The organism is Novosphingobium sp. (assembly GCF_031424035.1).
GTDB lineage: Bacteria > Pseudomonadota > Alphaproteobacteria > Sphingomonadales > Sphingomonadaceae > Novosphingobium.
Window position 1 is genome coordinate 13,897 of sequence record NZ_JANPGP010000020.1, and the last position, 13,492, is coordinate 27,388.

Sequence of the window (13,492 nt, forward strand, 5' to 3'; positions counted from 1 at the left end):
TCGCAACCTTTGGCCGCCCGCTTTCAAGGCAGGTTCACGCCGGCGCGCGGCTGCGCTAGCCTGCGGCCATGACGGAATCACAATTCCTCGCAGGCCGCCTGCTTCTCGCCATGCCCGGGATGGGTGACCCGCGCTTTGATCATTCGGTGATTGCCATGATCACCCATGACGAGAGCGGCGCTTTCGGACTTGGGCTGGGGCACCTGCGCGAAGGCGTGGGACTGCACGAAATCCTTGAGGAGCTGGACATCGATCCTGGCAAGGCACCCGACGCGCCGGTTCACGATGGCGGGCCGGTTGAGCCAACGCGCGGCTTCATCCTCCATTCGCGCGACTGGCAGGACGAGGAGTCGCTTGATGCCGGACCGCTCGGCATGGTCTCGGCCTCGCTTGATCTGCTGCGAGCGATTGCCGAAGGACGCGGACCAGAGCGCTGGCTGATGACGCTGGGCTTTGCTGGATGGGGGCCGGGCCAGCTCGACAACGAAATGCGCCACCACGGCTGGTACGCCGCCGATGGTCACCCCGAAGTGATCTGGGAAACCCGCGCCGCTGGCCGTTGGCAGGCCGCTTGGCGCGCCGAGGGGATCGATCCCTCGCTGTTGGCGAGCGAAACTGGAACTGCCTGATCCCGTCAGTTCAAGCGAACGGGGGTGCGGTCGGCAATGTCGTGAAGGTCGGCGGGCAGCGGCAGCGGGTCGTGGAGGGCGACCGCCAATGCGCCGACGATGGCGAGCGCGGCGGTATCTGCTCCGACAGTTGCCTCCTCAAAATGGCCGGGCAGGATGATTGAGGCGAGGTGCTTACCGGAAGAATCACGCGACAGCATATAGCCCGCATCTTCGCCGATCAGCGAAAGCGCCGCACTGGTTGCCGCGCCCAGGCTGACGGATGCGTCAAACAGGGCAGCATCAGGCTGCGCAATCCCGGCCAGCAGAGCAGGCGAAGGCGCATGTTCGAGCAGGCCATGAAAACGCCGCAGCAGCACGCCTTCGTCTTCAGCGAAAGCACCCGCGCAAGCCAGCGCAAGGTCGTCCAACGCATCGAACCATGAATCCGGGGCACAGGTTTGGGTCAGCAGCTTGGTCACGGGGCGAGGCCTTTCCTTCGTGCGTTGCGCGAACTTGGCCCCCTTCCAAGCAGTGTCAACCGTGCTGCATTGTAAAAGCCGGCGGTTTGCAAGCTTTCTGCGACGACTTAAGTGCCGCTGCTTAGGTAGCATTGCCTAAGGCGTGCCGCGGCGGGACGGACCTTCCCCGCTAGGCTAACGCAGCCTTATTGCCGCCAGGCGCGGAACGGGTGGCCAGCGTCGCAGTGCATCACTTCCGCCGTGATGAAGCGGGCATCGTCCGAGCCGAGGAACAGGCCAAGGTTGACTATGTCGTCCGGCGCGCCCTCGCCCGGCAGCATCTGCAGCGCGCGGATCGCCGCGTGCCGTTCTGCGCCCAGCGAACTGGCGCTGGCTTCGGTTTCCATCAGGCCTGGCGCGACCGCGTTGACCCGGATACCGTCCGCGCCGAACATCCGCGCCATGCCCCAGGTCAGCTGGTTGAGCGCCGACTTGGTCACGCCGTAAACCACCGCCGGCTGATAGGATGCCATCGAGCTCTGGTTGATTACGCAGGCCCCCCGAACCTTGGCGGCCGCCTTCAGCGCGGGCCGCAGCGCGCGGGCAAGGAACAGCGGCGACAGCGTATTGAGACCGAGAAAGAACTGGAACTTGTCCCACGACACCTGATCAATCGGCGTGTTCACTTCGCCATAGGCAGCGCCGGCATTGTTGTAGAGCACGTCGATCGACGGGAAGCGGGCGAGCACTTCGGCGCCGAGCGCCTCGACGGTCGCTTCCTGCGAAAGGTCGCCGACAAAAGTTTCCACCGTGGCTCCCAGTTCTTCGACAAGCGCCTTGGTTTCGGCCAGTCCATCGGCCTTGACGTCGACCAGTCCCAGGGTCGCGCCTTCGCGAGCGTAACCGAGCGCCAGCGCCCGGCCGAGGCCCTGCGCCGCGCCCGTGACCACCACGACCTTGCCTTCGTACCGCTTGCTCATGAACTCGCTCCCATCTTGCATTGGCCGGCTGATTGCCTGCCGGACCGGCGCTCGCAAGAGGGCAGGCGGGTGCCGGACGGATTGATCGCCAGAGCGCGCGCCGCTTAGCCAAGCGTCGCGGCGACATCCTCCAGCCGAGCCGCCGTCCATTCCGGCTCGGTGATCATCAGGTCGTGCCCGGTATCGATGTCCCAGACCCGGCCGTGCGACCTTTTTCGCAGCAGGTCCATGTCGCGGCCCACAGTGGTCGAGGAGCAGATGATATGGCTCTCCGGAATGGCGCGCATCGCCGCCTCGTTGGTCAGGACCAGCGGCTGGGTATAGCAGGCCCACGGCTGCGGCCCGAGCCGCGCGGCGGTGAAGGCGGCGTCCTCGGGATCGGTGATGCCGAAGAAATGCGGCGGCATGTGTTCGGGGAAGCCGACGAGTTCCACCCCGTCGATCACGCGCATGGTTGCCTCCAGCGGGGCGATGTTGGCCCCGGCATGAACCAGCAGCGATTCGCCGTTCACCGGGTACGCGGCATCAAGATAGACGCGGTGACCGACCCGGTCGGTGGCGCGGTCGGCCACCCCGGTAATGATCATCCCGCCATAGGAATGGCCGACAAGAATGACGTCGGTCAGGTCATCGACTTCGAGAATGCGGACGATGTCGGTGATGTGAGTGTCGAGGTTCATCCCCGGGAAGCGCAAGTGCTCGCGCTCGCCCATGCCGGTCATCGAGGGGTTGTAGACCACATGCCCCTTCGCCTGCAGCAATCGCGCCACCTTCTTGTAGCACCAGCCGCCGTGATGACCGCCGTGAACCAGCATAAATGTCGCCATTTTCAGCACCTCTCCAAGTAAGTTATCAACTGGTAACTTGTGCCCGGCTTGTCCTGCTGTCAATCCCCGGCCAAGGTTGCAGCCGATGAACCAGCCCCTCCCCCGCAAGCGAGATGCCGATGCCACACGCCTGCGCATCCTCGACGCCGCGCAGCAGGCGTTCAGCGAAACGGGCTATTCGCACACGGGCATCCGCGAGATCGCCCGCCGCGCAGGGACGAGCTCCACGCTTCTGTTGCGCTATTTCGGATCGAAGGCCGGCCTGTTCGAAGCGGCGCTGGAAGCCGCGATGCCCGCAACTGCAACGCTCGATTGGGGCCGAGACGATTATGCCGAGCGGCTTGCCGATGCCCTGCTCGATCCAGAAAACGTAGTGCGTCCGCCGCTGATGATTGCACTCGCTTCCGGTGATCCTGAAGCTGCCGCCATAGCCGCCCGGGTAACCGAAGCCAGGGCGATTCTCCCGCTGGCTGAGTGGCTGGGCGGCGAAGATGCGCACCGCCGCTCGGTGGCCATTGCCATGGCTGCGACGGGATTTGCCACTTACCTTCGTCAGTTGCCGCTGACCTCGATCGACAACGCCGAACGTGGCAGCCTGCGCGTGTGGTTCATCGAAACCGTAGAAGTCCTGCTCCAGCGATAGACCGCAGGCGCGGATTCGGGGACAGTCCGCTTTGCCGGTGCAGACAAGCGCGGCCTGTGCAGGCAAGCTAACGCACCCGGACCACCTGCGACGGAGAGTACCACATGCCCCTCGATCATTACCGCCTGCTCGGCCGCTCGGGCCTGCGCGTGTCGCCTCTCAGCCTCGGCACGATGACCTTCCGCGCGGAAGGCTGGGGCAGCAGCGATGAAGAGGCTGCGCGGATGGTCGATCTTTACATCGATCGTGGCGGCAACTTCATCGACACGGCGAATTTCTATGGCGGCATGGGCGGATCGGAAGAGCTGCTCGGCGAGCTGGTGGCGCAGCGCCGGCGGCGGCTGGTGATCTCGACCAAGTATTCGCTCACCACCGCGCCGGGCGATCCCAACAATGCCGGCAATCACCGAAAGTCGATGATCCACGCGGTGGAAGACAGCCTGCGCCGGATGAAGACCGACTGGATCGACCTGCTCTATCTGCACATGTGGGACCACCGCACCCCGGTGGACGAGATCCTGCGCGCCTTCGATGACCTCATCCAGTCAGGCAAGGTGCTTTACGCCGGCCTGTCCGACGTGCCGGCATGGCAAGCGAGCCGGATGCAGGCCATTGCCGATCTGCGCGGCTGGAGCCCGTTCTGCGCCCTGCAGATTTCCTACAGCCTGATCGAACGCACGGTGGAGCGCGAGCTGATCCCGATGGCGCGCGAGATGGGCATGGGCGTTTGCCCTTGGTCGCCGCTCGGTGGCGGGGTGCTCACGGGGAAATATGCGAAACCGGGGAGCGACGGCACGCGCGAAGCGATGAATGTCGCAACTGGCCGTCTGAGCGATCGCAATTCCGCCATCGCGGCAGAAGTTGTGGCCGTGGCCGAAGAAATCGGCTGCACCCCAGCGCAGGTTGCTCTGGCGTGGACGATGCTCGATCCGGTCGTCACCTCACCGGTGCTGGGCTGCCGCACCCCGGTGCAGCTTGAGGACAACCTCGGCGCGCTCGATGTGGTGCTGGATGAAGGCCAGCGCGGCCGGCTTGACGCCGCGAGCTCGGTGCCGCTCGGCTTCCCGCACGAAACGCTGGCCGGGCCATTCATGGCGACGGCCTTTGGCGGGGTCACGGTCGAAAGGCGATAATCAGGCCGGCATATCCGCCGTGGCGCGGGTGATGATCATGCGATCGCGCCAAACCCGGTGGCGAGCCTCGTCCGGGCCCTGGATTTCGACCGCAAGCGCGACGTGGCCGAAGGCCATCACGAGATCGAGCAGGCGCTTTTCCTGATCGGTCAGGGCGTCAAGCGGGCGCGTGTCCAGTTCATCGAGTATCACGGCGGCATGCGGGCTGACCGCATCGTAGAACGCCTGACGTTGCTCCGCCGAAGACGTGGACCGGGCAGCGGCGCGCTCAGCCGTGGTGGGCAGCGCCCATTCGGCGGCGAAGGGTTCAAGCTGCGCATAGGTTCCGGGTAGCAGGGTCATTGAACTTTCCTCTCCATACCAAGCTAACACGCGCAGCATTTTTTTCAACATATATGTGGCAAGTTTAGTCGATAATCCCGTCGCGGCGCAATTGCCGGCGATGTTCAGCCATAAAGCGTTCGCTGATTGCTGCCGGATCGGCATCGGATGCCACGGAATTCTGCAGGATGCGCGGCCCGATGATAGCCGAGGCAAGCAGCATCACTGAATAGACCTCGGCATCGAAGTCCTCGCCGGGATGCGCCGCAGACAGGCTCTTGGCCATGCCGATAACCAGATCGTCCCAGCGCGGATAGCGGGTCCGGATATCACCCGGAGCGATGAAATCGTCGATCCACAACTTGATCAGTTCCGGGTTGGCCAGCACGAAGCGGTTGATCCCCGCCATCCGGTCAAAACGCGAAGACCCGGCATCCATTCCCCGAGCCAGCTGCAAACTCGACCACTCCTTGACCGCCTCGATCATCGCCTCGCGGCTGGGGAAATGGTAATAGACCGTGGTGCGGTTGATCCCCGCCTCGCGCGCCAGTGCCGAGACAGAAAGCGCCTCGACACCCTTTTCGGACAGCAGGCGCACAGCGGTTTCGATCAGGGACTGGTGAGTCTCTTCGAAGCCACGGTTGCGCTTGCGCTCGGTCGTCCGGGCCTTCTGCATTCCGGCGTAATCCCCCTGTTCAGGCTCGCCGGGTTAATCGTTTGCGAGTCAAAATCAATACGCGCGGGCCTTCACAGATCTTCGGGGTCTGAAGTCGTCACGCCCGGCCGCTCAGCGCCCATGCCCGAAAAGCCGATGCCATAGCCGCCATCGACGGGCAGCACGACCCCGGTGACATAGGCCGCTTCGTCGCTGGCAAGGTAGAGCGCGGCATTGGCAATATCCATCGCCGTGCCCCAGCGGCCCATCGGTATGCCGGCCAGAACCGGATAGCCTTCGGGCGGCGTGTCATGGCTGGCCGATGCCGCCACAAGCCCGGTCCACATCGTCCCCGGCGCGATGGCGTTGATGCGGATGTTCTTGTCCGAATAGTCAAGCGCGGCAGCTTTGGTCATCTGGTGCACGCCGGCCTTTGCCGCAGAATAGACCGAGTGATGCTTCCATCCGATCACGGCCGAACCCGAGCCGGTGTTGACGATCGATCCGCCACCGGTCTTGAGCATCGAGGTGATGCCGTATTTCATGCCGAGAAAAACGCCGCGAATATTGACGCTGTGGATGCGGTCCCAATGGTCGGCGGTTTGCTTGTGCAAGGGCGCCATACCGCCGCCAAAGCCAGCGTTGTTGCACAGCACGTCGATCTTGCCGAAGCGATCTTCCGCCGCGGCAACCAGCGCCTGAATCTGCGCTTCATCTGACACATCGCAGTGGATCGCACTCGCCGCAGCGCCAATTGCTGCCGCAACCTCGTCCTGTTTACCCGATACGTCGGCGAGTAGAACCTGCGCACCCTCCTGGGTGAAGCGGTGCGCCATCGCCTTGCCCATGCCGGAACCTGCGCCGGTGATGATGACGCTCTTGCCTGCCAGCCTGCCTGTCATGTCGTTGATTCCCTTCAAGCCGTCGTATCGATGGTCGGACGGACGCTGATTTCCGAAATGTTCACGTTGCGCGGCATCGACAGCATGAAGACCACGACTGAGGCCGCTTCTTCGGCTTCGACCACGCCGTCCTTGCTGACGTGCGCCTGGATTGCCGCGCGCCAGTTCGGATCGGGGATCGAATCACCAACTTCGGACCGGGTCGCGCCGGGCATGAAGATCGCGACGCGAATATTGCGATTTCCAACCTCCTGCCGGAGCCCATCAGTCATCGCGTTCACCGCGTGTTTGCTCGCCGAATAGGAGCTGGTCATCGGCCCGCCCTTGCGCCCGGCGAGCGAGGAGATGTTGATGATGTCGCCAACGCCCTGCTTCAGCATGTGGGGCACCGCAGCGGCGCAGGTATAGACCGTGCCCATCAGGTTGATGTCCATCGTCTGGCGATAGCGCTCAAGGCTGGCGTTTTCGATCCCGCCCGAATCCATGATGCCAGCGGAATTGATCAGGATATCGATACGGCCAAGCTGGGCGACCGTGTCTTCAACCGTCTTTACCGCATCAGCCTCGACCGCCATGTCGCCGGCGATGACCAGCGCCTTGCCGCCCGCTGCCTCGATCTTGCTGACGAGCTGCGCAAGCCGGTCGACGCGCCGGGCACAGAGGGCAACAGTCGCGCCGGCCTCTGCCAGGGCAAAAGCGATTGCCGCACCGATTCCTGATGATGCCCCGGTGACGAGCGCCACCTTGCCGTGCAGACTGCCTGCCATATCCATTCTCCCGATCTTTATTTGCCGCATCGGTGAAGGCTGCGGCGCAGCCTGTCAAACGGTTTTGCTGAACAGGTGATCAGCATGGGCGCTGATCGTCCCTGCGACGCAGTTCGCGCTTGCCGGGAACCCCGCTTCCCGGACAGATGCGTAAGCATGAGCGAGCGGTTCGATTTCATTCGCGGCGATGCGACCGGGCTGGATATTCCCGCCCATCCCGAGGCGCTGCTTTCCGCCGGGCCGGACTGGCTGACCACCGCGCTTCACGCCTTCGGCACGCTGGCGCCTGACAACCACGTGACCGCGCTCCGTGCCGAGCACTGCCCGGGCGGCAGCACCGGCAAGAAGCTGTTTCTGCGGCTCGAAACCGAACGCCCTGAACCTGCGCTCGCCCAACCGCTGTTCGCCAAGTTCAGCCGCGATTTCGACGATGAGCGGCGCGATTGGCAACGTACCGAAATGGCGGGCGAGGCGCGGTTCGTTGCGCTGTCCCGCCAGTCCGCCTTCCCGATCCGCGTGCCGCGCGGCATCTTCGCCGACTATCACGAGGTCTCCGGCACCGGGCTCGTCATCACCGAGCGGGTGGCTTACGGCGAGGACGGGATTGAACTCCACCGCCGCAAGTGCCTCGACTGGCAGACGATGGCCGATCCGCTGCCCTATTACCGCGCGACCACCTCGGCGCTGGCGCGGCTGGCGGGCGCACACAAGTCGGGCGCGCTGGGCAGCGAGGTTGAGGCACTGTTCCCCCTCGATCCGGCCACGGGCAGCGCCGATCCGTTCCGCTATTCCCCCTCCGAACTGGCCGAGCAACTCCAGCAGGGCCGCGACTTCGCCCGCGATTGCCCGCACCTGATGCCGCCGGAGATTTGCGACCCTAGCTTCCTCGCCCGCCTCGAAAGCGATGTTGCGCTGGTCGTCGAGCACGAAGCCCCGTTGCGTCAGTACCTCACCTCCGACCCGGCAATGATCGCGCTGAACCACTGGAACAGCCATATCGACAACGCCTGGTTCTGGCGCGAGGGCGGCACGGTCCAGTGCGGCCTGATTGACTGGGGCCGGGTCGGCCAGCTGACATTCGGCGCGGCACTGTGGGGCGGGCTTTCGGCCGCGCATCTGGGTGTGTGGGACCGGCACATCGACTCCCTGCTCGCCCACTTCCTCGGCGAGTACCACAGCCACGGCGGGCCGCTGGTCCCGCTGGCCGATCTCAAGCGCCACCTCGCCGTCCACATGGCGGTGATGGGCACGGCGCGGATGTTCTCCGCTCCCGAGATCATCCGCTTTCGCATGCCCGCCATTCACACGGCGAGCAGGCCGCAAGACCCCATGTTCCTCCCCGTCGAGGCCGATCCGGCGCGCAATTATCTCTCGTGCTACACCGCGCTGCTGAAGCACTGGAGCCGCGAGGATTTCGGCGCGCGCATCAGGGAACTGGTCGGCTAGGCCTCGTTCACCCCCAGCCCCCACCGCACCGAAGAGGTATCAAGCGCAATGGTATCCAGCGGCGGCATCCCCGGCGGCGGACCGTAATCGGGATGCTCGAACCATTCGCCCGTCAGGTCCGGTGCCCCTCGGTAATGTAGCTCGAACAAGCGCCAGCCAAAGCGCCACTCGCCTGCATCTTCCACCAGCCGCTCGTAATAGCGGCCGATCGAGACGTTGGTCTTGCCGTCCGCCCAGGCCACCCGCTCGTTGACCATGACCCGCGCGCACCACTCGCCATCAACCAATGACAAAACCGGATCGCCATAGGTGAACAGCACCCGGTGCATCCGGTCGAATATCCGCCCGATAGTCGCGTCGATTTCCGCGCGGCCCGTCATCGCCAAACCCGAAATCCGCCACTCACCCTGCTCGGCAAAGCACGCCGCAAAGGCTTCTGCGTCCTTGCGCCACACCGCATCGGTATAGCGCGCGTGCAGCTGCTTCACCCCAGCAGAGACGGCGGCGAGATCGTTCATTTCCTCACCGACTTCTCACGGCTCAGCCGCGTCATAAGCAGGGCGGCGCGCTTGGCCTGCCGCCAGATGCTTGGAACGTTGACCGTCTCCGCCGCCGTATGATCGCCGCTGCTCGCTGGCCCCAGTCCGGCAAGGCTATCGACATCGGCGGCAACGAAGCTGACGTCCCCCGCCCCGCGCTTCAGCGGATCGAGCGCCGCCATCGACTCCAGCCCCAGCGTCGCGTTCACCCCGTTGAGGCTGGCGAGCAGCGCTTCATTGCCCGGCGTCGGCGCCATCGGCGGATACTTGTCCTCGAACTCGAAAGTCGCCGAGCCGCCATTGAACGGCCGCGCCACGATGGCGCGCATCTTTGCCAATGTCCGGTCGATCGAGTCGCGGGTGAGCGCGCGCATGTCGCCGCGCGCGATGGCGACGGCGGGGATGATGTTGGTCTTGCCGCTCGCCTCAGCATTGGCATCGTTGGGCGATAGGCTGGCTGAAGCCCCGCCCGCCACCATGCCGACGTTGAAAGTCAGGTTCGGCTCGGGCAATTCCTTGCGGAAGGCGCTGAGGATATTGGCCAGCGGATAGATCGCCCCCTCGCCCGATCCGGCCGAGAAAATCCCGCTCGAATGGCCGCTCTTCGCTGTCACGGTCACCTTCCAGTTGCCCGCTGATCGCCGCGCGACCGAGCCCATGTCCTTGCCATCGGCGACCACCAGCCCTTCGAAATCGAGCGCGGCATCGGCACGCTTGCCCGCCGCAATCAGGTCGGCGCGGCTGATCTTCAGCGGCAGCCCCGCCTCTTCCTCGTCACCCGTCAGCGCGACCTCGATATTCGCCCCTTTAAGCGCCCCCGCCTTGTCCATGGCGCGAAGCGCCGAGAGGATGGTGACGATCCCGCCCTTGTCATCGCCAACGCCGGGGCCCTTCACTGTATCGGTGTCCAGCCGTTCGAACTTCTGGAAGGGGTGATCCGGCTCGAACACGGTGTCGAGGTGCCCGATCAGCAGCAGGCGCTTGGTGCCCTTCTTACCCGTATGCTCAAAATGCAGGTGCCCCGCGCGGTTCACCCCGTCCTGCGCGATCCAGCGCGTGGCAAAGCCCAGCGCCTCGAATTCCGGCACCAGCATGTCGCGCACCTTGCGCACGCCATCGAGATTGCGGGTACCGCTGTTCTGATTGACCATGCGTTCCAGCAAAGCGAGGTGACGCCCTGCTTCCGCTTCGACCGTGGAGATCATCACCCGTTCTGCGGAAGACGGCGGCGCAGCGAGCGCAGGGGCGGAGGATAGGGCGAGGGCCAGGGTTACGGCGGCGAACAGCGTGGGCTTGTGCATCATTGCCCTACCCTAACCGATTGCTCCGGCCGTGCAATTGCCCTGCCAACGGCCGAACGCTTGCGGCCCGTCGGTTTAAGCCATACACCACGGGCAAATCTGAGGTTTTCCCATCGGCAATCACCATTCTTAATTCGGCCGCACTATCCGCCGAAGCCCTCTCGAACGTCCTCGCGCAGAGCGTTGACTGCGTGAAGCTCATTGACCTCGACGGCACTGTCCAGTGGATGAATCCCAACGGCCTCTGCGCCATGGAGATCGACGATTCCGGCGCTGTCTGCGGTCTTCCATGGGCTACCTTCTGGCCGGATGACACGCGCCAGCAAGTGCTCGATGCGCTCCCATCGGCCAGCCTTGGCAACATCGTTCGCTTCGATGCGTTCTGCCCGACGCTGAAGGGATCGCAACGGTGGTGGAATGTCACGGTGACCGCCGTGAAGAATATCGACGGCGCGCCAGCTGGTTTCCTCGCCATTTCGCGCGACATTACCGAAGTTGAGTTGCAGCGGCAGGCCTTGCGCATCGCGGCCGAGGAAATGCGGCACCGCTTGCGCAATACCTACGCCATGATCGGCAGCCTGATGCAGGGCTTTGGCCGCGGACACGGCGTTGTCGAAACCTTTGCCAAGGAAATGAAGTCCCGGCTGATCGCGATGAGCGTCGCCCAGTCGCTCTTTGTCTCAGGTGATGCTCCCGGGGACCTGTCGGTCCTGATCCCGGCCCTCGTCCAGCCGTTTGACATGCCTTCGTGCAGGATAACGACCGAACAGATCGCTAATCACGCGGTTTCGCGCGAGCAGGCCGATGCCATTGCGCTGGTTCTGGGCGAACTGGCCGTCAATTCGGCCAAGCACGGCGCGCTGCTGCAGGGCGGCGCCATTGACGTCAGCGCCCATATCCAGGGCGAGCGGCTGAAGGTCATCTGGAAGGAGGACTCCGCAGAACCGGTTGCCGGGCAGAGCCGGCCGGGCGGCCAAGGCCTCAATCTCGTCAACCGCATCGTCAAAGCCCGCGACGGCACGGCGAGCGTGGAATGGCATTCGCACGGCCTGATCGTGACCTTCGATTTCCCGAGCGACGAGTGATACTTCGCGGGTGCGACACGCCTTCACGGGCGTGAAAAAGCGGAGCAACCCGCCTAGTCATTGAGCGCGAATGCCAGTGGCAAAAAGCTTGAGGTCGATCCGGCAGCGGCGACCAACAACGGGCAGATGAAGATCACCGCACCGATCGTGACGCCAAGTCCGTAAAGGACCGCGTGGGTAAGCGATAGCGATCTGATCAAAGTCTTCGGTACGTGCTTCGACGTCAAGAACCAGACCTTCAGAGCGCCGCCGGGACTGGACGTGACAACATTTTCGTCAGGGACCTAGCCCTCAACGGGAAGGTTCGAAACGAAAGTTCCTAGCACGGTTGAGGATTCCCGAACACTGGCTCCACCATGCGAAACGGTCACATTGGTTCCGGGTTGGTTATTGGTGACTTCCACCTTTGCGGCCAACTGCCCGGCGAGGGCATTGACGATGCCGGTACCAAGGCCGGATTTGGCCTTGGCAGGATCGTCCGGCATGCCGCAACCATTGTCAGAAACCGTCAGCACCCAGCCTGATGTGCTGGCGGCAAAGGCCACGTCGATATGACAGTGTTCCTGATCGGGATCGGGGAATGCATGCTTGAGTGCGTTGATCGCCAGTTCAGTGACAATCAGCCCCAGGCTGACCGACTGATCCGGGCTCATCGAACTGGCATCGGCTGTGACATTCAGCGTCAATTTTCTTGGATCGGCAATCATCGATGCGCCAATACTGGCGCACAGGTCTGTCAGGTAGGGCAGCAGTGCGACATCACCGTTGGCGTTCGACGCCAACAGCCGTTGCAGCGTGGCAATCGACAAGACCCGGTGGTGGGCATCGCGAAGGTGGTCGCGGGTTTCCTCTGACTGCGACCGTTTCACGCGCTGCATCAGGATGCTCGCGATGATCTGCAGGCTGTTGGCGACGCGGTGGTTCAGTTCCTGCAACAGGACCTGCTTTTCGCGGATCAGCGAATCGTTCTTCTCTACCTGGGCACGAGCCGCAGATTCGGAATCCCGTATTGCCGTGATGTCGGTGACTGCAAGGACCAGCCGGATGGCAGCGTTTGCCTCATGGTCCAGCGCGTGGGCATTCAGGATCAGGATGCGATCGGGCCTGCCTTCACGCTTCAGCACGAATTCGTAAGCGTCGATTGCCGCGCGGCCACTGGCCGTTGCCTCGATCAGCGAGCGCAATTGCGGTCTGTCCCATTCGCCGTTGCCCAGCGCGAACAGGGAGAATCCGACCACGGCATCAATCCGCAAGTCAAAGGCTCGGCAAAACGTTTCACTGGCTGCTTGAACAACCAGTTTATCGTCGAGCAACAGCAGGGGCATGGCGGACGAAACAACCAGCGCCATTCCAAGGCTGCTTGAATTCTCTGGCAAAACAGGCGTAAAAAATTCCATGGCCGAAGCCTTCGGAGACCGGAGACTCGCGGATCGAGAGCCATACCCGGTTGCCTGTCACGCCGACGTAGACTTGCAGTGCCCCCGGACCATAGCACCAAGCTGACAGAACGGGCCATGCAATCGGCTGGCAGGCGGATTAGCCCGGATGTGCCGCTTCTCCAACGGCAGGTTCTGGCTGACTCTGGCCGAAATCTGGCGCGGGTGAGCGCCGATGATTCTCGCGAATCTCTGCCCGCCACGCAATTTTCTTGCTTTTCCCGGCAACGTTCCCTATATCCCCTCCCAGCAATCGGCGCGCGGGTCCTCCCCGGCGCGGTCCCGGCAGCGTGAGGTTCGCGTTTTCATCGCTGAACCTGCCCGGACCTTCGATAGCCGAAATCGCTGGAAGCTTCCTTTTTCACGCAGGGTCGCATCGAAACGAACC

Annotated in this window: 16 protein-coding genes; 5 read left to right on the top strand and 11 right to left on the bottom strand. The window is 63.7% G+C overall.

Features of this window, described 5'->3' with window-relative positions; translation table 11 throughout:
• Nucleotides 1-68: 68 nt before the first annotated feature.
• The gene (locus tag RMO89_RS02420) at nt 69-629 is read left to right on the top strand and encodes a YqgE/AlgH family protein (protein WP_310531006.1); all 561 of its coding nucleotides are present in this window, start codon (nt 69-71) and stop codon (nt 627-629) included.
• A 5-nt stretch (nt 630-634) separates the two neighbouring features.
• Here RMO89_RS02420 and RMO89_RS02425 read toward each other — a convergent pair whose 3' ends face one another.
• The 3 genes from RMO89_RS02425 to RMO89_RS02435 form a co-directional block, all read right to left on the bottom strand.
• On the bottom strand, nt 635-1,090 hold the full coding sequence (locus RMO89_RS02425; RefSeq protein WP_310531007.1) for a hypothetical protein: 456 nt from the start codon (nt 1,088-1,090) through the stop codon (nt 635-637).
• A gap of 185 nt (nt 1,091-1,275) precedes the next feature.
• Entirely contained in the window at nt 1,276-2,049 is a 774-nt protein-coding gene (locus RMO89_RS02430; protein ID WP_310531008.1) for an SDR family oxidoreductase, read from the bottom strand.
• Between the two features lie 104 nt (nt 2,050-2,153).
• A complete protein-coding gene (locus RMO89_RS02435) occupies nt 2,154-2,876 on the bottom strand; it encodes an alpha/beta hydrolase family protein (protein WP_310531009.1) in 723 nt (240 codons plus the stop codon).
• Nucleotides 2,877-2,961: 85 nt separating this feature from the next.
• Here RMO89_RS02435 and RMO89_RS02440 point away from each other — a divergent pair, with 85 nt between their 5' ends.
• Nucleotides 2,962-3,519, top strand: a complete 558-nt coding sequence (locus RMO89_RS02440) for a TetR family transcriptional regulator (protein WP_310531010.1) — start codon at nt 2,962-2,964, stop codon at nt 3,517-3,519.
• Between the two features lie 104 nt (nt 3,520-3,623).
• A complete protein-coding gene (locus tag RMO89_RS02445) occupies nt 3,624-4,652 on the top strand; it encodes an aldo/keto reductase (protein ID WP_310531011.1) in 1,029 nt (342 codons plus the stop codon).
• Here RMO89_RS02445 and RMO89_RS02450 read toward each other — a convergent pair whose 3' ends face one another.
• The 4 genes from RMO89_RS02450 to RMO89_RS02465 form a co-directional block, all read right to left on the bottom strand.
• A complete protein-coding gene (locus RMO89_RS02450; RefSeq protein WP_310531012.1) occupies nt 4,653-4,994 on the bottom strand; it encodes a hypothetical protein in 342 nt (113 codons plus the stop codon). It lies immediately after the preceding gene.
• A gap of 64 nt (nt 4,995-5,058) precedes the next feature.
• Nucleotides 5,059-5,649, bottom strand: coding sequence for a helix-turn-helix domain-containing protein (locus RMO89_RS02455; RefSeq protein WP_310531014.1), 591 nt, complete (start codon nt 5,647-5,649; stop codon nt 5,059-5,061).
• 71 nt (nt 5,650-5,720) lie between these two features.
• Entirely contained in the window at nt 5,721-6,530 is an 810-nt protein-coding gene (locus RMO89_RS02460) for an SDR family oxidoreductase (protein ID WP_310531015.1), read from the bottom strand.
• A 14-nt stretch (nt 6,531-6,544) separates the two neighbouring features.
• Nucleotides 6,545-7,297, bottom strand: coding sequence for an SDR family NAD(P)-dependent oxidoreductase (locus RMO89_RS02465; protein WP_310531017.1), 753 nt, complete (start codon nt 7,295-7,297; stop codon nt 6,545-6,547).
• Nucleotides 7,298-7,453: 156 nt separating this feature from the next.
• Between RMO89_RS02465 and RMO89_RS02470 the strand changes: the two genes are divergently transcribed.
• On the top strand, nt 7,454-8,743 hold the full coding sequence (locus RMO89_RS02470; protein ID WP_310531018.1) for a hypothetical protein: 1,290 nt from the start codon (nt 7,454-7,456) through the stop codon (nt 8,741-8,743).
• On the opposite strand, the gene RMO89_RS02475 is transcribed toward RMO89_RS02470, so the two are convergent.
• Both RMO89_RS02475 and RMO89_RS02480 read right to left on the bottom strand, forming a co-directional pair.
• Complete coding sequence (locus RMO89_RS02475; RefSeq protein ID WP_310531019.1) at nt 8,740-9,261, bottom strand: nuclear transport factor 2 family protein; 522 nt, start codon at nt 9,259-9,261, stop codon at nt 8,740-8,742. The genes RMO89_RS02470 and RMO89_RS02475 overlap by 4 nt on opposite strands.
• Entirely contained in the window at nt 9,258-10,586 is a 1,329-nt protein-coding gene (locus RMO89_RS02480) for a M20/M25/M40 family metallo-hydrolase (protein WP_409035503.1), read from the bottom strand. Before RMO89_RS02480 ends, RMO89_RS02475 begins: the two co-directional genes overlap by 4 nt.
• Nucleotides 10,587-10,603: 17 nt before the next feature.
• On the opposite strand from RMO89_RS02480, the gene RMO89_RS02485 reads away from it, so the two are divergent.
• Nucleotides 10,604-11,668 carry a PAS domain-containing protein gene (locus tag RMO89_RS02485; RefSeq protein WP_310531021.1) on the top strand — a complete coding sequence of 355 codons (1,065 nt, stop codon included), beginning with the start codon at nt 10,604-10,606 and terminating at the stop codon, nt 11,666-11,668.
• A gap of 53 nt (nt 11,669-11,721) precedes the next feature.
• Here RMO89_RS02485 and RMO89_RS02490 read toward each other — a convergent pair whose 3' ends face one another.
• Together RMO89_RS02490 and RMO89_RS02495 are read right to left on the bottom strand one after the other, a co-directional pair.
• Nucleotides 11,722-11,868, bottom strand: coding sequence for a hypothetical protein (locus tag RMO89_RS02490; protein ID WP_310531023.1), 147 nt, complete (start codon nt 11,866-11,868; stop codon nt 11,722-11,724).
• An 84-nt stretch (nt 11,869-11,952) separates the two neighbouring features.
• Nucleotides 11,953-13,017 (bottom strand): sensor histidine kinase, encoded by a 1,065-nt coding sequence (locus RMO89_RS02495; RefSeq protein ID WP_310531024.1) that lies wholly within the window; start codon nt 13,015-13,017, stop codon nt 11,953-11,955.
• Nucleotides 13,018-13,492: the final 475 nt, after the last annotated feature.

Bases quoted from the DNA above. Each gene is read 5' to 3' on its own strand.
- RMO89_RS02495 (WP_310531024.1), bottom strand. From the start codon at position 13,017: ATGGCGCTGGTTGTTTCGTCCGCCATGCCCCTGCTGTTGCTCGACGAT.
- RMO89_RS02435 (WP_310531009.1), bottom strand. From the start codon at position 2,876: ATGGCGACATTTATGCTGGTTCACGGCGGTCATCACGGCGGCTGGTGC.
- RMO89_RS02420 (WP_310531006.1), top strand. From the start codon at position 69: ATGACGGAATCACAATTCCTCGCAGGCCGCCTGCTTCTCGCCATGCCC.
- RMO89_RS02480 (WP_409035503.1), bottom strand. From the start codon at position 10,586: ATGATGCACAAGCCCACGCTGTTCGCCGCCGTAACCCTGGCCCTCGCC.
- RMO89_RS02470 (WP_310531018.1), top strand. From the start codon at position 7,454: ATGAGCGAGCGGTTCGATTTCATTCGCGGCGATGCGACCGGGCTGGAT.
- RMO89_RS02440 (WP_310531010.1), top strand. From the start codon at position 2,962: ATGAACCAGCCCCTCCCCCGCAAGCGAGATGCCGATGCCACACGCCTG.
- RMO89_RS02460 (WP_310531015.1), bottom strand. From the start codon at position 6,530: ATGACAGGCAGGCTGGCAGGCAAGAGCGTCATCATCACCGGCGCAGGT.
- RMO89_RS02450 (WP_310531012.1), bottom strand. From the start codon at position 4,994: ATGACCCTGCTACCCGGAACCTATGCGCAGCTTGAACCCTTCGCCGCC.
- RMO89_RS02475 (WP_310531019.1), bottom strand. From the start codon at position 9,261: ATGAACGATCTCGCCGCCGTCTCTGCTGGGGTGAAGCAGCTGCACGCG.
- RMO89_RS02455 (WP_310531014.1), bottom strand. From the start codon at position 5,649: ATGCAGAAGGCCCGGACGACCGAGCGCAAGCGCAACCGTGGCTTCGAA.
- RMO89_RS02445 (WP_310531011.1), top strand. From the start codon at position 3,624: ATGCCCCTCGATCATTACCGCCTGCTCGGCCGCTCGGGCCTGCGCGTG.
- RMO89_RS02465 (WP_310531017.1), bottom strand. From the start codon at position 7,297: ATGGCAGGCAGTCTGCACGGCAAGGTGGCGCTCGTCACCGGGGCATCA.
- RMO89_RS02430 (WP_310531008.1), bottom strand. From the start codon at position 2,049: ATGAGCAAGCGGTACGAAGGCAAGGTCGTGGTGGTCACGGGCGCGGCG.